A 20,529-nucleotide genomic window follows, 5' to 3' on the forward strand; every position below is an offset into this window, starting at 1 on the left:
TTGCATTTTTGCTCCGCCTGTGCTACCATGTCAGACGCAAAAAGGAGCGTGTTTGACTGTGAAGCGAATGCTGCAATGGCTGCGTGGGGAGACGGTGCTGTGTGTGGCCTGGGTCTTGGCCCTGGTTACCGCTGTTCTCGTCCCCCCCGATGCCCAATATATCGACTATGTGGACCTGCACACCCTGGGGATGCTCTTTGCCCTCATGGCAGTGATGGGGGGACTCCAGCGTCAAGGCCTCTTCTTCCGCCTGGGCCGGGCCATGCTGGAGCGCACTCACACCACCCGGCAGCTGGAAGGGGTGCTCATCCTATTGCCCTTCTTTGTGAGCATGGCGGTGACCAATGACGTGGCCCTCATCACCTTTGTCCCCTTCGCCCTGGAGGTGCTCTCACTGGCAGGCCAGACCCAGCGGGTGGTGCCGGTGGTGGTGATGCAGACCATCGCCGCCAACCTGGGCAGCATGGCCACCCCCATCGGCAACCCCCAAAACCTGTACCTGTACTCCTGCTATGAGATGGACCTGGGGTCCTTTTTCGCCACGGTGCTCCCCTACGCCGGAGCCTGTCTCGTGCTGCTGGCGGTGTTTTTGATGGTACGCCCCTCCCAGTCTCTGGAGGTGCCCCAGGTGTCCGGGGAGGTGCCGCCCCTGTCCGGGGCCCGGGTGGCCGCCTACGGGGTGCTCTTCGCCCTGTGTCTGGGTGGCGTGGCCAAGGCGGTGCCCCTGTACGTGCTGTGCCCTCTGGTGCTGATCGTGGTGCTGATGGCAGACAAACAGGTGCTGCTCCACGTGGACTACGCCCTGCTGGCCACCTTTGTGGGCTTCTTCCTCTTTGTGGGCAACCTGGGCCGCATCCCCGCCCTCACCTCCCTCTTCCAATCCCTCATCCAGGGCCAGGAGGTGCTGTGCGGCGTGGTAGCCAGCCAGATTATTTCCAACGTCCCCGCCGCCCTGCTCCTGTCCGGATTCACGGGCAACGGTGCTGGGCTGCTGCTGGGTGTGAACCTGGGCGGTTTGGGTACCCTCATCGCCTCCATGGCCAGCCTCATCTCCTATAAATACATCGCCCGCACCTTCCCCGAGAAGAAGGGGAAATACCTGGGCCAGTTCACCGCCCTCAATGTGGCGTTTTTGGCGGTGCTGCTGGTGCTGTGGCTGATTCTGGGCTGATGCCCCCTTCCGCCCTGAGCTTGGGGCGGTGGTACACGGTACGAACCATATCATAATGCGAGGACTGCCTCTTGTATTGATCAGGGGGCAGTCCTTTTTCTGCCCGAAATACCTTCCCAAAGTAGTTGTTGTTGGCGTATCCCACCCGGTGGGCGATTTCCTCCATGGTGCAATCCTGATGGGTCAACAGCAGCGCACAGGCCTTGGCAATGCGCACCTCCCGGATGTATTTCCCCGGCGTGGTACCAAAGGTGCGGTGAAACTCCTTGCACAGATAGTACTTGGACAGCCCCACATGCTGGGCAATCTCGTCCAGATTCAGACTCTCCTGGGCGTAGTGCTGGTCGATGTAGGCCCTGGCCTCATCCACCTTGGACCGCTCCTCCTTGGCTCCTGCCAGGGCGCACTCCATGAGGTTCATCCAAAGCTCATAGGCCAGGCGGGAATTTTCGTACTGGGTGCCCATGCCCTGTTCCACACCGTAGCAGTACAGCTGCTCCATCTGCCGGGCCAGAGGGGTATCCAGCCCCACCCACACCACCGGGCCGGTGTGGCCGTACAGACTGCGCAGCAAGGGCAGGCACTCCTTACTGAACTCAAAGAAGAAAAACTCCCAATTGCTGGCATGTTGGGGCAAAAAATACCGGTTGTTTCCGGGGATATCCACCAAAAAGGCCTCCCCAGGGCGGACGGGATACTCCATCTCATCCACCACCACGGTCCCCTCCCCCTCCACGCAAAACTGGATGAGGCAGTGTTCGTCCCGCCGCTCCCGGTTGTCCCAGCAATAGCTGTGGCTGTCCACCCGCTGCAGCCCCATTCCACGCAGGGTGAGCAGAGACAGGTCGGAGGAAAAGCGAAAGCCTATGGATTTGTGTTGCAGTGGATACATGGTCATCCCCTCCTGTATGATGGCGTGTCCCCATTGTGGCACAGGGAACTTGTTATGTCAATATTTTACCATCATAACCACGCTCTTACCATTTACCAACAGAAAAATAAGAATATAATATGATTTTAGAAGAAGGTGAACCAACTATGATTCGATTCGATGCACAAGAAAATGCATTTTACCTGGACAATGGTCGCATCACCTACTGTTTTGGTGTGGTCAAGGAGGGGTATCTGGAGAGCCGATATTTTGGCCGCCATCTCCGCCGCTGCCAGGGCAGCGCCCGCCCCGCCTATTTTGACCGGGGCTTTTGCTCCAACCCGGATTCCCAGGACAAGCGCTTCTCCCTGGACACCCTGCCCCAGGAGTATCCCGGCATGAATCAGGGCGACTTCCGCTCCCCGGCCTATGCCGTTGAGACCGCCGACGGTCGGCGGGTGACCCGCTTTTTATACCAGGGATATGAGATTTTGCCGGGCAAACCGCCCCTTCCTGGCCTGCCCGCCACCTATGTGGAGCAGCCACAGGAGGCCCAGACCCTGGTGGTGCGTCTGGCGGATGCCCACACCGGGGCGCAAATCCAGCTGTTTTACACCATCTTCCGGGATTTGGATGCCATTTGCCGCCATGTGGAGGTGGTAAACGGCGGGAGGGAAGCCCTGTGGCTGGAGCGGTTGATGGCCATGAGCCTGGACCTGCCTGGGAACAACTACGACTTGCTCACCCTGTCCGGCTCCCATCTGATGGAGAAAGTGGTCAGCCGCCGCCCCCTCACCGCCGACTCCGTGGTGTTGGACAGCTGCCGGGGGGCCAGCAGCCCCCAGCAGACCCCCTGCGTGGTGCTCACCGACCCCCAGACCGACGAGACCCATGGCCGGGTATGGGCGGTGAACTTCGTCTACAGCGGGGACTTCCAAGGTGTGGTACAGATGGGCCAATACGGCGGCGTGCGGGTGCAGATGGGGATGAATCCCCTGACCTTCGGCTGGAACCTGGAGCCGGGGCAGCGGTTTGTCTCCCCCGAGTGCGTGCTGGTCTACTCCCAGCAGGGCCTCAACGGCATGTCGCACACCTTCCACCGGCTGTACGCCCAACGGCTGTGCCGGGGCCCCTGGCGGGACCGGGTGCGCCCCATCCTGCTCAACAGCTGGGAGGCCTTTACCTTCTCCATTGACGAGGAAAAGTGCCTCTCCCTGGCCAAACAGGCGGCCCAACTGGGCATGGAGCTGTTTGTGCTGGACGACGGCTGGTTCAAAAACCGGATGGATGACCGCCGGGCCCTGGGCGACTGGGTGGCAGACCCGGTGAAATTCCCCCACGGTCTGGGCCGCCTGGCCCAAGGCGTGCGGGAGGCCGGGGTGGAGTTTGGCATCTGGTTTGAGCCGGAAATGGTGAGCTATGACAGCGATTTGTACCGCAGCCACCCGGATTGGGTCATCCGCAGCCCCTACTATGACCCGGTGCTCAGCCGCTCCCAGCTGGTGCTGGACCTGTCCAACCCCGCCGTGCAGGACTACCTGGTGGAAGCGGTGTCGGCGGTGCTGACCGAGACCGGCGCCAGCTACGTCAAGTGGGATATGAACCGACACATCACCGACCTGGGCTCGGCCTGGCTGCCCGCCAGGCGGCAGCGGGAGCTGTCCCACCGATACATGCTGGGCCTGTACCGGGTGCTGGAGCAGCTGAACCAGCGCTTCCCCCAGGTGCTCTTTGAGGGCTGTTCCAGCGGCGGCGGACGGTTTGACGCCGGGATGCTCCACTACATGCCCCAGACCTGGACCAGCGACAACACCGACGCAGTGTGTCGGCTCCAGATTCAGTGGGGCACCAGCCTACTCTTCCCCCCCGTCACCATGGGCTGCCATGTGTCCGCCGTGCCCAACCATCAGACCGGGCGGGTGACCTCCCTGCAAACCCGCTTTGCTGCGGCTCTGGGAGGCAACCTGGGCTATGAAATGGATATTCGTACCCTGACCCCGGAGGAGCAGGCGGAGGTAAAAGAGCAGATTCGCACCTACAAGGCCCTGCGGGAGACGGTACAGCACGGTACCTTTTACCGTCTGCTCAGCCCCCAGCGACACAACGACAGTGGGTGGAACGTGGTCTCTCAGGATGGCAACACCGTGGTGTGCTGCCAGTACCGGGTGCTGGCCGACCCCCTGCGGCGCACCACCGTGGTACATCTGCAAGGTCTGGACCCCGAAGCCACCTACCGCAGACAGGCCGACGGGGTGTGTTTTGGCGGGGATGAGCTGATGTACGCCGGGCTCAGCGATGCCCCCGTGCGCCAAGACTTTGTCAGCGTCATCTCCATATTCCAAAAGGTGGAGGGATAACCTGTCCCCTCAGCTCTGCCGCACTTGGCGGCGGTATTCCCGGGGCGACACCCGCTTATACTCCCGGAATTTCCGGATGAAGTAGCTCTGGTTGTCAAAGCCCACCTCCATGGCGATTTGACCAATGGAGGTGTCCTGCTCAGCCAGCATCTGAGCCGCCCGCTGGATGCGATAACTGTTTAAAAAGGCGATGGGGGACATTCCCGTGGCCTTGTGGAAAAAATGGCAGAAGTACGCCGGGCTCAAATACGCCTGCTGGGCCAGCTCCTGCAACGTCAGCGGTTGGGCATGATTGTCCTTCATGTAGCGCATGACCCGCTTGAGCTTGGTCCAGGTCTCCTCTTCCCGGGTGGAGTGGGCCACATCGGTGAAGGCCTGGGCCTGATACAGCAGCTCCAGCACCTGGAAAATCAAAATCTTGATGTGCAGGGCGTAGCACGGGGGCTTGCCATGGTAGCAGGTGATGACCTCCCGCAGGCACTGCCCCACCTTCTCCCGGGTCTCCTGGGGCAAATCCCGGGACAGGGTGGGGAAGGCCAGGGTTCGGTTGGTGATGGGCCGGATAAACTGGTGCTCACAGGTGTCGTACCGCTCAAAATCCAGAAACTCTGCCCGAAACACGATGGCATGGTGCAGCGACTCCCCTTCCGAACGAATCTCGTGGAGCTCCTCGGCATTGACAAAGCAGAACTCCCCCGCCTGCAAGGTATAGGGTTTTCCGTGCACCATCAACTCCAGCACCCCCACTTCCGCATAAATCCACTCCAACTCCTCGTGCCAGTGGGTGGCCACACTGTAAAAGCCGTCCTTATCGTGGTGGGAGTAGACGTGGAGAGGATAAAAGGTGGTGCCATGGGTTTGTTTTTCCTGAAGATCCACGGACATGGGTGAGCCCTCCCTTTATAATCGAAATATTGTGTTATTTTCAGGCAATATTGTGGAAGTATTGCCAGGCTCCTTATATTATACTATGTTCACAAAAATTCAACAAGAGAGCGGGATGAATTTGGAACAGAACTGGTGGAAAAACAGTGTCGTCTATCAGATTTACCCCCGTAGCTTCTGTGACAGCAACGGGGACGGTGTGGGTGACCTCAACGGCATTCGGTCAAAATTGTGGTATTTGGAACAACTGGGGGTGGACGTACTGTGGCTGAGTCCCGTGTACTGCTCTCCCAACGCAGACAACGGATATGACATCTCCGACTACTACAACATTCAGCCCGAATACGGCACCATGGAGGACATGAAACAGCTGCTGGATGAGTGCAACCAACGGGGTATGCGGGTCATTATGGACCTGGTGGTCAACCATACCTCCGACGAGCACACCTGGTTTCAGCAGTCCCGCAGCAGCAAGACCAACCCCTACCGGGACTTTTACATCTGGCGGCCTGGGAAGGACGGCGGCCCTCCCAACGATTTATCCTCCAACTTTGGGGGCAGCGCCTGGGAGTACGACCCGGAGACCCAGGAATATTACCTTCATTTTTACGGTAAAAAGCAACCGGATCTCAACTGGAGCAATCCCCGGCTGCGTCAGGAGATTTGGAAGATGATGAATTTCTGGATCGACCTGGGCATCGGCGGGTTCCGCATGGATGTCATCGACCTCATCGGCAAGGACCCGGACCGGGGTATCCGGGAAAACGGCCCCAAGCTCCACGAATATCTCCAGGAGATGAACCGGGAGACCTTCGGCAAACACGACCTACTGACGGTGGGCGAGTGCTGGGGCGCCACCCCGGACATCGGACGGCTCTACTCCGACCCGGACCGCCACGAGCTGAGCATGATCTTCCAATTTGAGCAGATTCAGCTGGACAAGCAGCCCGGAGGCCACCGCTGGGACCTCAAGCCCCTGGAACTGCCCGATTTGAAGGCGGTGTTCACCAAGTGGCAAAAGGAATTGGACGGCCATGGCTGGAACAGCCTGTTTTGGAGCAACCATGACCTGCCCCGCATCGTCTCCCGCTGGGGTAACGACGGGGCATACCGGGTGGAATCGGCCAAAATGCTGGCCACGGTGCTCCACGGCATGAAGGGCACCCCTTACATCTATCAGGGGGAAGAGCTGGGTATGACCAACATGCCCTTTGCCTCCCCCGATGATTTCACCGACATTGAAAGCCGCAACATCTGCCGGGAGCGGCGGGCAGCGGGTTTCTCCGAAGAGGAGATTCTCACCTCTCTGCGGGCCAAGGCCCGGGACAATGCCCGCACCCCCATGCAGTGGTCCCAGGAGCCCCAGGCCGGGTTTACCATCGGCACCCCCTGGTTCCCGGTCAACCCCAATTACACCCACATCAACGCCCAACAAGCTCTGGATGACCCCGATTCCATCTTCTATTACTATCAAAAGCTGGTGGCTCTGCGCAAACACGCCCCCATCCTCACCCAGGGCAGCTATGAACTGCTCTGCCCCCAGGACCCGGACGTGTACGCTTACCTGCGCCGTTGGCAGGGAGAGACTTGGCTCATCCTGTGCAACTTCCACCAGACCACCGCATCCTTCTCCTACCCCGGACAGGGCAAGGCCATTTTGTCCAACTACTCCCAGCCGGAACTCCGGGATTTAACCCATGTATCTCTCCGCCCCTATGAGGCGGCGATATATCAAATACGAGAAAGTGAGGAATCCCTATGACCAAGGAAGAGAGCTACCTGTCCACAGCGCAACAGCTGCTGGAATTGGTAGGCGGCAAAGAGAACATTGTCAGCGCAGCCCACTGCGCCACCCGTCTGCGCCTGGTGCTGAAAGACGAAAGCAAAGCCAACGTGGAAGAGATCCTCAAGCTGGATTTGGTGAAGGGCCAGTTTGCCAGCGGCGGACAGTTCCAGGTCATCATCGGCAGCGGCACCGTGGACGAGGTGTACAAGCGCTTCATCCAGGAGGCGCAGCTGTCTGAGGCCAGCAAAAGCGAGGTCAAAAAGGACGCTGACCAGAAAATGAACCCGGTGCAGCGGCTCATCAAGGCTCTGTCCGACGTGTTTGTCCCCCTGATTCCCGCCCTGGTGGCCAGCGGTCTGCTCATGGGCCTGAACAACGTGCTCACCGCCACCGGCCTGTTCTTCCCCGACCAGTCTCTGGTCCAGGCCTACCCCAACCTGGCCGATGTGGCCTCCATGATCAATACCTTCGCCAGTGCAGCTTACGCCTTCCTGCCCATCCTGATTGGCTTCTCCGCCACTAAAATGTTTGGCGGCAACCCCTATCTGGGCGCTGTCATGGGCATGATCATGGTCTCCGGTGACCTGCTCAACGCCTACAGCTATGGTACCGCCGTCACCGAGGGCACCATCCCCTATTGGAACATCTTCGGTCTGGCCATCGAGAAGGTGGGCTATCAGGGTACCGTCCTGCCGGTGTTGGCCGCCTCCTTCATCCTGGCTTGGATCGAGAAGCGGCTGCACAAGGTCATTCCCGAGGCCCTGGACAACCTGCTCACCCCCATGCTGACCATCCTGATCACCGGCTTTCTCACCTTCACCGTGGTGGGTGGCATCATGCGCACCGCCGGCGACCTGCTCACCACCGGCCTGCTGTGGCTCCACGACACCCTGGGCGTAGTAGGCGGCATGATTTTCGGTCTGCTGTACGCCCCCCTCACCCTCACCGGCATGCACCACAGCCTGCTGCCCATTGAAATCCAGCTCATCGCCGCTGGCGGCTCCTTCCTGATGGGCATTGCCTGCTGCAACAACGTGGCCCAGGGCGGCGCAGCTCTGTGTGTGATGCTGCGCTCCCGGGACAAAAAGCTCAAGAGCATGGCCGGTACCGCTGGCGTGTCCGCTCTGCTGGGCATCACTGAGCCTGCCATGTTCGCCGTCAACCTCAAACTGCGCTACCCCTTCTACAGCGCCATGCTGGGCTCTGCCCTGGGCTGCGCCTACGTCACCCTGACCAACGTGGTCAATATCTCTCCGGGCGCCGCTGGCCTCATCGGCTTCATCTGCGTGCTGCCCCAGTGCATGGTCAACTGCATCATCGGCGTGCTCATCTCCCTGGTGTCCGCCTTTATCATCACCCTGATCATGTCCAAGTCCTCTCGCTTCAACAAAGCCGCAGAGGAATAATCTTCCCTCTCTCTCCTATGGAAATAGCCTGTTGCTGTGGTTGCAACAGGCTATTTTCAGCTTTTCGCCTCAAGGGTCACCCCGGTGTAGTAGTGGGTCAAAATGTCCTGCCAGCTGCTCCCCTGGGCGGCCATGGCGTTGGCCCCGTACTGGCTCATGCCCACCCCGTGGCCGTACCCGGTGACGGAAAAGGTGAATTTGTTCTCCTGATAGGTGACCTGGAAGCAGGCGGAACGCAGGCCGAACAGGGTGCGCACCGCACCTCCGGACAGCTCCACGCCCCCCACCTTCATGCTCCCTACCCGTCCGGAGGCGGTGAGGGTCATCCCCGACAGCCACCCCGCCGGGTCCCCGGACAGGTCGGCATCGGGGTAGGCCTCCTTCACCTTCTTCTCCACCTCCTCCCGGGTGAGGGTGACGGTGGAGTAGTAGTTGGGCACCTCCTCCCCCTCGGGGCTGGACACCGACACCAGGTAGGGCAGGCTGTTGCCCCACACCGCCTGGGCGTCCTCAGTGGAGGCGGTGGAGGAGGAGAAGAACACCGCCTGTATGGGCTTGCCGTCGTAGGTCATCACCTGGCCCGCGGTGTCAGACACCGCCTGGGTGATCTTCTCGGTGTAGCTCTGGGCGTTGTCGTTCCAATTCTCTTTGGCCTTCTGGGGATCTATGTAGGCCTGACAGCACCCGGAGTCGGCGCAGATGTCCGCCTCCTGATCCTTATGGGCGTTGGCCCCCATCTTCCACAGGGAGTAGGTGCGGGCGCACACCGCCTGGGCCCGCAGAGCCTGGGGCTCAAAGGAGGCAGGCATCTCGGCGGCCACCACCCGCCACAGGTAGTCGGCCATGGTCATCTCCTCTACCTTCCCCTCCCCCACCAGCACCCGGACCTTCTGGCGGTTGTCCCAGGTCTGGTCTGCCTGGGCGGTCTGGGACACCACCGGGGTGGGATTGGCGGGCAGGGTCTCCAACAGGCCCTGTTCTCCCTCAGCCTGTCCCAGGGCCAAAAGTGGAAATAAAAACAGGGTTGCGACCCCCATCAGCACTCCTGCGGCAAAAATCCGGGTGGCCTCCCGGTCAATGGGCCATCGTCCCACGTGCCTCTCCTCCTCGTTTCGTCTTGACTGTTGCACTTTAATACGCTATACTGAATAGAAACCGCCCGAGGCCCATTCCGGGTCCTTCCACCCCCCGGCGATTTAGGAGGTGCACCATGTATTCCATCAATTCCTTCGACCTCATGGATGGACGTTCCCTGTCCTTCCTTCAACATATATGCAGCGAGTATGCTCCTCAGCACCAAATCCCTGCCTCTCTGTATGAGAAGTACGGGGTAAAGCGGGGGCTGCGTAACGCTGACGGCACCGGTGTCATGGCGGGCATCACCAACATCGCCAATGTCCGGGGCTATTACCTCCAGGACGGCGAGCGTGTCCCCGCCCCCGGCCAGCTCATCTACCGCGGCATTGACGTGTGTGAGCTCATTGAGGGCTTTTTGAAGGAGGGCCGCTTTGGCTACGAGGAGACCGCCTATCTGCTTCTCTTCGGCTCCCTGCCCTCCAAGGAGGAGCTGTCCACCTTCTGCGGCATGCTCAACCACTACCGCAATCTGCCCCCCGGATTCACCGAGGACATGATTTTGAAGGGGCCCAGTCGGAACCTGATGAACAAGCTGGCCCGCTCCACCCTGTCCCTATACTCCTATGACCCGGACCCGGACAACAACAACCTGGACGTGGAGCTGTTCCAGGCCATCCAGCTCATTGCCCGGTTCCCCGTCATTGTGGCCCACGCCTACGCCTGTAAGCGCCACTACTTCGACAATGAGTCCCTGGTGCTCCACCGGCCCCAGGATGGGCTGAGCGTGGCGGAGAACTTCCTGTGCTCCATCCGCCCGGATAAGAAGTTCAGCCAGGCCGAGGCCCGGCTGCTGGATTTGTGTCTGGTGCTGCACATGGACCACGGCGGCGGCAACAACTCCGCCTTTGCCTGCCGTGTCCTCTCCTCCTCCGGCACGGACATCTATTCCGCCATTGCCGCTGCCGTAGGCTCTCTGAAAGGCCCCCGGCACGGCGGCGCCAACAAGAAGGTCATGGAGATGTTCGGCCACATTGAGCGGGACGTGAAGGACTGGTCCAGCGACGACGAGGTGGCCGCCTACTTAGAGAAGATTCTGAAGAAAGAGGCGGGAGACCGCTCGGGGCTCATCTACGGCATGGGCCACGCCATCTACACCCTCTCCGACCCCCGTGCCGTGATGCTCAAACGATTTGCCCGGGAAGTGGCGGAAGAGCGGGGCTTTGTGGAGGAGCTGGAGCTGTTTGAACGGGTGGAAAAGCTGGCCCCCGAGGTCTTCCACCGGGTCACCGGCCAGAACAAGGTCATGTGCGCCAACGTAGACTTGTACTCCGGCCTGGTGTACAAGATGATGGGCATTCCCCCCGAGCTGTACACTCCCCTGTTTGCCATCGCCCGCATTGTGGGCTGGTGTGCCCACCGGGTGGAGGAGGTCTACAACCCCTCCGGCCGCATCATTCGTCCCGCCTACAAGGCGGTGTGTCCCATGCGGGACTATGTGCCCCTGGAAAATCGGTAAGAACAGAAATAAGAGCCAATACAGACCATTTGGGCCTGTGTTGGCTCTTTTTTGTGTGCGCAATGATTTCTCAGGCGTATTCTTATTCCCCTGGCGAGGGGAGACGCGCTCCGCTGGGCCTCAGTGATTTCCAGGCCCAATGCCCCCCTTGTGTAAAGGGAGGTGGCGCGGCGTAGCCGTGACGGAGGGATTGACGGTCTAAGTGGCCTAGCTCTGGCTTGCCAGCCTGGTGGGGACGCTTCCCGCTGGGGGTGCCTTTTGAGCGGGCAAAAGGCACCAAAACCCACTTAGGGCGTTCCCCCCTAAGAACCTCCCTGGGGTACGAGGCTGGACCTGCGTCATGTCTATATTCGGCCCGTTACCCTTGCTGTGACGCCTAGTTCTGCCACCACACCAGGCCACCCTGGCCAGCTGGCCCTACAGCTAGGTGGTTTCCACATCCGGTCCTACCCCGGAGAAGCGGCGTTCCCGCCGCCGGGAGCCAGGCCCCCGATAGCTGGGAACAGCGGCTCACCAGGGTAAGGCCCTGGCGGTAGAGGAACAAACACACAGAGGAGCTGGCACGTTCGACAGAATGTCCACGCCATCTATGTAACCCCACCAGGCCCAGGGCCGAAAAGAGGAGGACGCAGGGACTCCCAGCACCGCGGGGTGGATTCCACAAGGCGGGGGAAGGCCCCGCCTTTGGTGGGTCTTTGGTGACTTTCTGCCCAGTCAGAAAGTCACCCCAGCGGAGCGTCCCCGCCAGGCTGGCAAGCCTGAACCGAGATATCGGAGAAGACAGCACTTTCCTATCGAAAGTCAAAAACAGCAAAAAAGCACGGCCAGCTTTCGCTGACCGTACTTTTACTTGATTGGGGATTAGCTGCGGCGACGCTTGGCGCTGACCACCAGGGCCAGCACGCACAGGGCGGAGCCCACCAGCATCAGGGTGGACAGGGTCAGAGGGGCGCTGTCCCCGGTCTGAGGCACGTTCTCGGGCTTCTCAGTGGTCTGAGGCTTGTCGGTGCTCTCAGGCTTCTGAGAGGTCTCGGGCTTGTCGCTGGTCTCGGGAGCGCCACCAGCGGTGAGGCCATCCATGGCGGCGGTGAGAGCAGCCACAGCGTCATTGACCTTGGCCTGATCGTCCTCAGTGAGGCTGTTGTCCGCCATCACGGCCTGGGCGTTGGCCAGAGCCATGCGGAAGGTTGCCACGGACTGGGCGGTGTAGCCGGAGAGGTCCATGCCCTCGGCCTTGCCGATGAGGTCCTCCAGGATGGACTTGTCCGCCTTGAAGCGCTGGGCCAGGATGGCATTCAGCAGAGTCTCGGCAGCCTTATCCACGTCGTTTTGCAGGGCGTTGCCGTCCTCCATCACGGTCTTAGCAGCCTCCAGAGCGTCCACCAGCTGCTGCCAGTTGGCTTCCACGTACTTGTCGGCGTTGGCCACCATGTCGTCGGCCCGGGCGATGAGCAGCTCCAGCATGGTCTTGTCGCCCTGCTTCAGGCCCAGAGCCCAGATGCCCTCCAGCAGGTTGTCCCAAGCGGTGTTCACCTGCTCCTGGGTGGCGTTGGGGTTGTCCAGCACGGCCTTGGCCTCATCCAGGGCCTTCTGGAAGGCGTCCACAGCGGCCTGCACCACACCGGTGGTGTCCAGGGTCACGGCGTAGTCATAGGTCTTTTGCAGCAGAACCTTGTTGGCCTCCTGAGCGCTGCCCTCCAGGGTCACGGTGACGGAGGCGGTGAGGGTCTCGGGCACAGTGACGCCGGGGATGGCGGTGAGGGTGCCGGTGATGGTCTGAGCCTGGGTGGAGGCGGGGTCATAGCCCTCCCCATTCCAAGTCACAGCCAGGGAAGTCTGAATCTCGCCGTCCAGGGTGGCCAGGACGGTGCTGGGCAGACCCAGCTGATCAAAGGCAGTGCCCACGGCGGCGGTCACGCCCTGCTGGTCGGCCACAGAGACGGCCTCCAGGGCGGTGCCCAGGGCAAAGCCGGTGGAGTTGATCCACAGACCGTTGGTGGTGCCAGCGGTGAGGCGGATGCGCACATAGCGGGTCAGGCCGCTGAGGGCGTCGTTGGTGGTGCTTCCTGCCACGCCACTGGCCAGATGGTCCACAGCAGTGGTCCAGTTCTGGCCATCGGTGGACAGGTCGATGGCGTACTTGTGGGTGCCGTCGTTATTCCAGGTCAGGGACACAGCGGCGATGTTGTACAGGCCCTCGGAGTCGAACTGCCAGGCAGGAGCCTGGTCGTCCGCAGCGGGAATCCAGTACTTGGCGGGATCGCCGTCGTTGCCGTAGGCGGGGTCAGAGCCCTCAGCGGAAGAGGTGGCAGAGGTGGGAGCGCCGTAGTCCAGACGGATGGCCTCGCCCAGAACCTTGCCGTACACTTCCAGCTCGGCGATCTCCGCCCACTGGTTGGAGGTGCCGCCCTTGTAGGCCTTCAGGTTGTTGACCTTCACGTAGCGGGCAGCGCCGCTGAGCTCCACGGTGGCGGTGACGTTGGGGTTGTTGTCCCCCTGGTCCATGTCGGACCAAGTGGCCATGTCATACCAGGTGGTACCGTCCAGAGAGCCCTGGATGGTGAAGGAGTGGCGAATGGGGATTCCGCCGGTGTCGCCGGGATTGGCCCAAGCGAAGGTGAGGGAGGCCCCAGTGAGCTGGTAGGCCTGGCCCAGGTCCACCTGATACCAGGCGGGGCTCATGGCGCCGGAGTTCCAGAAGGTGTCCACGTTGCCGTCCACGGCCAGCGCCACGTCGGAGCCAGAGGAGGCCTTGGCGGTCTTGCCCAGAGCCACGTTGTCGGTATATCCGGTGCCGCTGACCTCACGCAGGCAGGGCCACAGGTTGCTCTTGGGGCAGTTGAGGTAGATGCGCACATAGCGGCCCTGCTGACCCACGGTCACAGTGGCACGGTCGGCACTGGTGGTGAGGATACCGTCCTCGGGGATGGTGTAGCCCTCAAAGTTGGGGGCATCGGACACGGCCACATGGAACTTCCAGTCGCCCGCAGCGTCAAAGATGATCTCCATCTCCTCCACGGTGTAGCTGCGGCCCAAATCCACCTGCCACCAGTGGGTGCCGAAGGGGTCGCTGGGGCTGGGGTTCTTGGCGCACCACTTGGTGGAGGTGTCGCCGTCGTTGGCCCACTCCGCCTTCTCCTCGCCCTGGGCGTTGATGTTGATGGAGCTGGCAGAGGCGGTCTTGTTCAGGAAGATGTTCACGGGAGCGGCGGGGGGCTCGGGATGCACAAAGCCGGTCTCGTCGGCGTCGCCGCCCTCGGGCACTTCGGGCAGGCCCTCCACGGTCTGGGTGGGAATGGTGAGGGTAGCGGCGGTGAGCCCGTCACAGGTAGCCTTCAGGGTGATGTCACCCTCGCCACGGGTGGAGCGCACCCACACGGCCCACTGACCGCCCCGCACCTGGACCACCTTCTCGCCGATGACAAAACCGGGGCCCTCGGTGGTGAAGTTGATGGTGTGGTTGGCGGTGTTGACCACGGTGCCGTTTTCATCCCGCACGTCCACCCACACCAGCTTGGCGGTGCTGCCGTCCAGCTTCAGGGCCTCGTCGTTCTCGGCGGTGAGGGTGATCTGGGAGGCGGTGCCGGGGGCCTGACGGATGTAGGTCTCCACGGCCTCACCGTTGAGGTAGGCCAGCGCTCTCAGGGTGCCCTGGCCGGGGGTGTAGCCGCTGAGATCAAAGGTGAAGGGGGGATGGGCCAGATTCTCGGTGGACACGTAGGCCCCGGAGTCGGCCGTGGGATAGCCGGTGGGGTTGTCGGTGTCGCCGTGGGGGGCCCACATCTGGGTGTCAGGAGTCTGACGGGCGATGAGCTGGTCGTCCAGATACAGCTCCACCTCGTCACAGTTGGAGTACACCCGCACCTGGTCGGGGGAATCGCTGGCCCAGGTGTTGGCGATGTACACCATGGCACCGGTGTCCAGACCGTACTTGGACATATCCAGGTTGGGGTCGGTCTGGGACTGGAAGAAGTAAGCGCCGTGCTTGGCAATGCGGGCCACGTCTACCACGCCGCAGAAGGTGAGCTTGTCCACGTCAAATCCGGCGTAGTCGGCGTAATCCCAGTAGGCGGTGGCGCCGTACCAGGACTGGCCGCGGTTGAAGGCAAAGGAGGACTGGATGTTGTCACACTGGGTGAGCATACCCTTGTCGCCGCCCTCGGCGTCGGAGTAGTGCTTGGGCTCCCGGGTGACACGGGTGGTGGAGTCAAAGCCGCCGAAGTTCCAGTCGCCGTACTCGCTGACGATGACAGGCTTATTGGAATACTTGGAGGCGTCGCCTACCACGTTGGCCTGGGGCGTGCCCACGCCGATGTCAAACACGTTCCAGTTGATCCAGCCGCTGGTGTAGGCCGTAGAGTCGCCCACCTCGGGGTACTCCTCCTTCACCAGGTTGTGCATGTTTTTGGCCCAGGCAGCGGTGAAGGAGCTCTCGTTGAGGCTGGGCTCCCAGGCCACCACGGAACAGTGGTTGCGGTTGACCCGGATCTGGTCCCGCATCTGATCGTAGGTGTTGTTTTTGAATGCGTCAGAGTCGTTGTAGTACTGCCAGCCCGCCAGGCAGTCCAGCACCGCCACGCCGTAGCGGTCGCAGGCCTCGTAGAAGGCGGGGTCATGGGGGTAGTGGCTCATGCGGATGAAGTTGAAGCCGTACTCCTTCAGGCGCTTGACCTCAGCGTCAATGGAGTCGTTGCTCTGGGCGTTGCCCAGCATGTAGGTCTCGGAGTGGAGGTTGGTACCCACCAGCTCCACGCGCTCGTCGTTGATGTAGCAGCCGTCCCGCTTCCACTCCACCTTGCGGATGCCGTAGGTGGTCTCCACGGTGTCGACGACGGTGCCATCCTGCTTCAGGGTGGAGCGCACAGTGTACAGCTCAGGGGTGTCCACCGACCACAGGCGGGGGTTGGACACGGTGAGGTCCTGGCTGAAGGAGTACTTCTGCCCGGCACCCACGGTCTGGGTGTCCTCCTTGGAGGCCACCACGCTGTCCCCATCCACGATCTCGGTGACCATGGTCACGGAAGCGTCCGCAGAGCCGCTGTTCTCCACCTCAGTCTTGGCATTGACGGTGGCGGAATCCTTGGCCACGCTGGGAGAGGTGAGGAACACGCCGCCACCGGCCACGGTGTCGGACTCAATGGCGCCAGTGATGTGCACGTCCCCGGTGACAGTGACATACACGTCCCGGTACAGGCCGCCGAAGTACTGGAAGTCCGGGTTGGTCTTGCCGGGGGCGAAGGAGGTGTTGGGACGGGTGTCCAGCTTCACCGCCAGCACGTTCTCCCCGTCAAACTTCACCTTGTCGGAGATGTCAAAGGCGAATTCGGTGTAGCCGCCCTGGTGGACGCCCAGCTCTTCGCCGTTGAGCCACACAGTGGCCTCCTGCATGGCACCTTCAAAGGTGAGGATGATCTGCTGACCCTCCATGGCGGGGTCCATGGTGAAGTGTCTGCGATACCAGAACACACCCAGGTCCTCATGGTAGTAGTTCTCGGGGGTGTACTGAATGGTGCTGTGGGGGGCGTTGACGTACAGCCACTGGCTGTCGTCAGCGTCTACCTGGTCGGCGTCCGGCCAGTCCCCTTCGTAGAATCGCCAGTCGTTGTTGAAGTTCAGAACGGTTCTCCCGCCCTGGCTGGTGCCGCTTTGGGTGGCGGTACCGCTCTGGGCCGAGGCCGTGGTGACGGCGGGGACCATCCCCAACAGCATCACGGCGGTGAGCGCCAGTGCCAGGAGTCGTTTGCTCAAGTGTCTCATTGCGCTTTCTCCTTTCCCTTCTCGTGTATAAGGGGTACCGGAGCCGCCCACACTGCCGCGCTCCCGTACCCGCTCCGTTCATGGGGGCTCCCCATCTTTCTCAACAGTTTTACCATATAAACTCGTTTATTTCAATTCGCTTTTATGCCAATTGCCCACACCCCATTTTGTGGGCTTTTTACTAAAAAAGCGCCGGAGCCATGCTCCGACGCTTTTCTCCGAAATTTTGGATGTGGCCCTCAGCGGTTCACGGAACAGGCCATCCGGTGATAGGTGTGGCGGATGCCACGGATGGCCACAGAATAGGCCTGGATGTTCTCCGGCAGGGACATGCCCGCGTAGCCCGCATCCCCCAGATGGTGGATGTCGGTGCCGGTCATCTTGCACATCAGAGCAATCTGGCGGATGGTGTCCACGTCCGCCCCCTCCTGAGAGGTGCCGATGGCGGTGATGGTCAGGCAGCCCAGGGAGTGGGCATGGGTGACCAGGCCTCTGACATACTCCATGGTGATGCCGGGCACGGTGCCGGGGGCGGGCAGAAGGATGATGTCCGCCCCGGCCTGGGCGAAGGCGTCAATGTCAGCGGTGGTGATGATGTGCTCGGCCCCCTCGGTGAGGATGCCGGAGGCGTGCATCTTGCCGGCGGCCAGAATGAGCCGGTCTCCCAGCTCCGCCTTGTACTCCTTCAAGGTGCGCACAATGGCCTCATTGGTCACACCCACCCCGGGATTTCCGGTGAGGAGGATGAAGTTCACCCCCATGTCCGCGGCCCGGCGGGCATTTTCCAGGGTGGCCTTCCGCCCGTCGGTCATGGCCCACAGGTCCCCCTCCTCCTGCTCCAGGGGCTGGTCCACCGGCTCCAGGTTGATGCCGATGGGGCGACCGGTGAGGGCCTTGAGACGGGCCACCACCTCCATGGGCTCGCACTTGGGTAGGCCCTGGATGACGGGTTTTTGTACGTCAAACATGTTCAAAAGCAGAATATCCGCCCCCATGGCGGCGGTAAACTCGGCGTTGGTGACGTTGCCCAGCATGGGCTGGATATAGCCGATGGACTCGCAGGCCAGCACCCGGCCCTCCGAGCCGGCAATGGAGGCCAGTAGCTCCTCCTTATTCATGGTGCGAAAGTCCGAGGCGGTACAGTCAAGCAGTCGTTTCATGACAGTCTCTCCTTGTCTTTGGGATACGTTCATTATACCACACCTCTCCCAGCGTGTATGCCCCCTTTTTCGTTTTCCCTTTAGCGGCTATACAACCCTTATCTGCCGTGGTAGAATACGGACAAGCAAACGATAGGGAGGTACTGGCCATGGATGTTGTCAGCACTCTGTCCTCCACAGGACGCAAGGTCAACGAAGATTTCATACACCTCCAGCCCAACCGCTGGGCTATGCTTCTGGATGGCTCCTCGGGCCTGATGCCCAATGTGTTGGTGCCCCATTTGCAGGGCCGCTTTCAAAGTGATGCCCAGTGGTTTGTGCACACCTTTGCCCACGCCTTCGCCCAGGTAGAGCAGCCTTCCACTCCCCTTCCCACGGCGGTGGAGCAAGCCCTGGCCCTGGTGGAGCAGCAATACCAGGCCATTCCCATTGCGGACCACTTGCGGGGCTTTTCCTATGAGCCCTCCGCCTCCCTGGCTATTTTCCGAAATACCCAGGAGAGTGGCCCAGAGCTGTTCCTTCTGGGCGACTGCACCGCAATCTGGGACGGCGGCGTATACCATGACCCGGCGGTCTCTCGCTTGGATGACCGGGCCATCCAGCTGTGTATGCACCTGTCTGACACCACCGGGCAACCACCCGCCGAGGTCATTCAAAGCCCCGCCATGCGGGCAAAGCTTTTGGAGCACCGGGAAAAGAAAAACCATCCCGAACAGCTGGATGGCTATAGCGTGCTGGCCCCTCACACCGGGCTGGCCCAGTACGGCACCCACCTCTCTCTGTCTGGGCAAGGGGTACACCATGTCTTTTTGATGTCGGACGGGCTGGCCGCCGGGTACCAGAGCTACCACCTGGAGCCTGGCCCCCAGGAATATCTGCACGCCGCCTATACTCAGGGCCTCTCCTCCCTCCTCTCCCGCCTGCGGGCCGTGGAACAGGCAGACCAGGACTTGCGCCAATTTCCCCGCCTGAAACCCAGCGACGATGCCAGCGGCGTTTTGGTGGAACTGGCACAGCCATAAGCCCGTGGATTTTGCCACACTCCCCCTTGCCTTTCCCACTATTCTGGGGTATACTCTCTTAGATATCAACTGCCACCGGGTAGTGGAATGTAGAATGCATTCTTCGTTTACGGCGTTAGGTCTTAGAAGCCGTAGACAAGGGTGCATTTTTTTGCGAAAGGACTAAAGAAACATGGAAAAACAGCTCAGACGCTATCTGCTCCCCAACATTCTGGCCATGATTGGCACCTCCTGCTACATCCTGGCCGACACCTTTTTTATCTCCCTGTCCCAGGGCCCCAACGGCATCACCGCCCTGAACCTGGTGCTGCCCCTCTACGGGCTCATCTTCGCCCTGGGCTCCATGATTGGCATCGGCTCCGCCACCCGCTATGCCCTGGGCAAGGGGAGCAACACCGCCGATTACCACCTCTACTTCTCCAACGCCATCGCCTGGACCCTGCTGGTGGGGGCGGTGTTTGTGGCGCTGGGTGTGGCCGTGCCTAACGGAGTGCTGCGGCTGATGGGGGCGGACGACACCATTTTGCAGGTGGGACACAATTACATCCGCATTGTGCTGTGTTTTGCCCCCCTGTTCATGCTCAACTTCACCTGTACCGCCTTTGTGCGCAACGACGGCGCCCCCCGCATCGCCATGGCCGCCACCCTCCTCAGCGGCCTGTTCAACATCCTCTTTGACTACCTGCTCATGTTCCCCTTGGGACTGGGCATGACCGGGGCCGCCCTGGCCACCGGCTTCTCCCCGGTGGTGAGCATGTCCATCTGCCTGCTCCACTACCTCTCCCCCCGCAACACCATCCGCCTCATCCCCACCCTGCCCTCTCTGCGCCGCCTGCTGTCCGCCTGCCAGCTGGGGGTGGTGGCCTTTGTGGGGGAGATGTCCAGCGGCGTGACCACCATGGTCTTTAACTTCATTCTCCTGCATCTGGCGGGCAATGCGGCGGTGGCCGCCTACGGCATCGTGGCCAACATCGCCCTGGTGGGGGTCGCTCTCTTCAACGGCATCTCCCAGGGGCTCCAGCCTCTGGCCAGTGCCTGCCACGGCTCCGGCGACACCCAGGGCCAGAGCCGCATCTACCGCCACTCCATGTTCATCGGCCTGTGTGTGTCCGCGGTGGTGGTGGCGGTGGTGGTGACCTTTGCCGGGACCCTGGTGGCGGTGTTCAACAGCCAGCACTCCGCCCAGCTGGCCGACTACGCCATCCCCGGCCTGCGCCTGTACTTTCTGGGCTTCCTCTTTGCCGGGGCCAACATTGTCAAATCCGGCTTTTACAGCGCCACAGGCCGGGGCAGAGAGTCCTCCATCCTGGCCCTGTGCCGGGGTGTGGTGGCCATTGTGGCCTTCGCCTTCCTCCTCTCCCACCTGTTTGGCATCACCGGGGTGTGGCTGGCCTTCCCCGCCGCCGAGCTGTTCACCCTGCTGCTGGGCCTGGTATTGGGCAGACCCCAGGGGCTGGGTGCTCCCGATCCCCGGCCGGCTTGACCTTGCCGCCAGGGGGTGCTACAATGGTAGAAAACTGT

The 20,529-nt window shown here is 61.4% G+C and carries 12 protein-coding genes; 7 read left to right on the top strand and 5 right to left on the bottom strand.

What is annotated here, in order from left to right:
* The first annotated feature begins 67 nt into the window (after positions 1 to 67).
* Entirely contained in the window at positions 68 to 1,171 is a 1,104-nt protein-coding gene (locus E0L15_RS03700; protein ID WP_168124605.1) for an SLC13 family permease, read from the top strand.
* Here E0L15_RS03700 and E0L15_RS03705 read toward each other — a convergent pair.
* A complete protein-coding gene (locus E0L15_RS03705) occupies positions 1,119 to 2,063 on the bottom strand; it encodes an AraC family transcriptional regulator (protein WP_168124591.1) in 945 nt (314 codons plus the stop codon). The two genes, E0L15_RS03700 and E0L15_RS03705, sit on opposite strands and share 53 nt — an antisense overlap.
* A 146-nt stretch (positions 2,064 to 2,209) precedes the next feature.
* Between E0L15_RS03705 and E0L15_RS03710 the strand changes: the two genes are divergently transcribed.
* Positions 2,210 to 4,399: an alpha-galactosidase gene (locus E0L15_RS03710; protein ID WP_168124592.1), complete on the top strand. Its 2,190-nt coding sequence runs from the start codon at positions 2,210 to 2,212 to the stop codon at positions 4,397 to 4,399.
* 9 nt (positions 4,400 to 4,408) lie between these two features.
* Here the strand turns inward: E0L15_RS03710 and E0L15_RS03715 are convergent, their stop codons facing one another.
* Positions 4,409 to 5,284 carry an AraC family transcriptional regulator gene (locus E0L15_RS03715; RefSeq protein WP_087234209.1) on the bottom strand — a complete coding sequence of 292 codons (876 nt, stop codon included), beginning with the start codon at positions 5,282 to 5,284 and terminating at the stop codon, positions 4,409 to 4,411.
* Positions 5,285 to 5,405: 121 nt separating this feature from the next.
* Between E0L15_RS03715 and E0L15_RS03720 the strand changes: the two genes are divergently transcribed.
* Both E0L15_RS03720 and E0L15_RS03725 read left to right on the top strand, forming a co-directional pair.
* Positions 5,406 to 7,046, top strand: coding sequence for an alpha-glucosidase (locus tag E0L15_RS03720; RefSeq protein ID WP_168124606.1), 1,641 nt, complete (start codon positions 5,406 to 5,408; stop codon positions 7,044 to 7,046).
* Positions 7,043 to 8,476, top strand: a complete 1,434-nt coding sequence (locus E0L15_RS03725) for a sucrose-specific PTS transporter subunit IIBC (RefSeq protein ID WP_087234205.1) — start codon at positions 7,043 to 7,045, stop codon at positions 8,474 to 8,476. Before E0L15_RS03720 ends, E0L15_RS03725 begins: the two co-directional genes overlap by 4 nt.
* Before the next feature lie 56 nt (positions 8,477 to 8,532).
* On the opposite strand, the gene spoIID is transcribed toward E0L15_RS03725, so the two are convergent.
* The gene (gene spoIID / locus E0L15_RS03730; RefSeq protein ID WP_347565970.1) at positions 8,533 to 9,570 is read right to left on the bottom strand and encodes a stage II sporulation protein D; all 1,038 of its coding nucleotides are present in this window, start codon (positions 9,568 to 9,570) and stop codon (positions 8,533 to 8,535) included.
* A gap of 116 nt (positions 9,571 to 9,686) precedes the next feature.
* Here spoIID and E0L15_RS03735 point away from each other — a divergent pair, with 116 nt between their 5' ends.
* Positions 9,687 to 11,069, top strand: coding sequence for a citrate/2-methylcitrate synthase (locus E0L15_RS03735; RefSeq protein ID WP_243155372.1), 1,383 nt, complete (start codon positions 9,687 to 9,689; stop codon positions 11,067 to 11,069).
* Positions 11,070 to 11,930: 861 nt separating this feature from the next.
* On the opposite strand, the gene E0L15_RS03740 is transcribed toward E0L15_RS03735, so the two are convergent.
* Both E0L15_RS03740 and E0L15_RS03745 read right to left on the bottom strand, forming a co-directional pair.
* Positions 11,931 to 16,826, bottom strand: coding sequence for a discoidin domain-containing protein (locus E0L15_RS03740; protein WP_168124593.1), 4,896 nt, complete (start codon positions 16,824 to 16,826; stop codon positions 11,931 to 11,933).
* Positions 16,827 to 17,065: 239 nt separating this feature from the next.
* Positions 17,066 to 17,986, bottom strand: coding sequence for a haloacid dehalogenase-like hydrolase (locus E0L15_RS03745; RefSeq protein ID WP_206020553.1), 921 nt, complete (start codon positions 17,984 to 17,986; stop codon positions 17,066 to 17,068).
* A 149-nt stretch (positions 17,987 to 18,135) separates the two neighbouring features.
* On the opposite strand from E0L15_RS03745, the gene E0L15_RS03750 reads away from it, so the two are divergent.
* Together E0L15_RS03750 and E0L15_RS03755 are read left to right on the top strand one after the other, a co-directional pair.
* Positions 18,136 to 19,008, top strand: coding sequence for a hypothetical protein (locus E0L15_RS03750; protein ID WP_168124595.1), 873 nt, complete (start codon positions 18,136 to 18,138; stop codon positions 19,006 to 19,008).
* 172 nt (positions 19,009 to 19,180) lie between these two features.
* Positions 19,181 to 20,491, top strand: coding sequence for an MATE family efflux transporter (locus tag E0L15_RS03755; RefSeq protein ID WP_168124596.1), 1,311 nt, complete (start codon positions 19,181 to 19,183; stop codon positions 20,489 to 20,491).
* Positions 20,492 to 20,529: the final 38 nt, after the last annotated feature.

It is taken from the genome of Pseudoflavonifractor sp. SW1122 (assembly GCF_012027765.1).
Lineage (GTDB): Bacteria > Bacillota > Clostridia > Oscillospirales > Oscillospiraceae > Enterenecus > Enterenecus faecium.

Bases quoted from the DNA above. Each gene is read 5' to 3' on its own strand.
- E0L15_RS03735 (WP_243155372.1), top strand. From the start codon at position 9,687: ATGTATTCCATCAATTCCTTCGACCTCATGGATGGACGTTCCCTGTCC.
- E0L15_RS03705 (WP_168124591.1), bottom strand. From the start codon at position 2,063: ATGTATCCACTGCAACACAAATCCATAGGCTTTCGCTTTTCCTCCGAC.
- E0L15_RS03755 (WP_168124596.1), top strand. From the start codon at position 19,181: ATGGAAAAACAGCTCAGACGCTATCTGCTCCCCAACATTCTGGCCATG.
- E0L15_RS03745 (WP_206020553.1), bottom strand. From the start codon at position 17,986: ATGAAACGACTGCTTGACTGTACCGCCTCGGACTTTCGCACCATGAAT.
- E0L15_RS03740 (WP_168124593.1), bottom strand. From the start codon at position 16,826: ATGAGACACTTGAGCAAACGACTCCTGGCACTGGCGCTCACCGCCGTG.
- E0L15_RS03715 (WP_087234209.1), bottom strand. From the start codon at position 5,284: ATGTCCGTGGATCTTCAGGAAAAACAAACCCATGGCACCACCTTTTAT.
- E0L15_RS03725 (WP_087234205.1), top strand. From the start codon at position 7,043: ATGACCAAGGAAGAGAGCTACCTGTCCACAGCGCAACAGCTGCTGGAA.
- E0L15_RS03710 (WP_168124592.1), top strand. From the start codon at position 2,210: ATGATTCGATTCGATGCACAAGAAAATGCATTTTACCTGGACAATGGT.
- E0L15_RS03700 (WP_168124605.1), top strand. From the start codon at position 68: ATGCTGCAATGGCTGCGTGGGGAGACGGTGCTGTGTGTGGCCTGGGTC.
- E0L15_RS03750 (WP_168124595.1), top strand. From the start codon at position 18,136: ATGGATGTTGTCAGCACTCTGTCCTCCACAGGACGCAAGGTCAACGAA.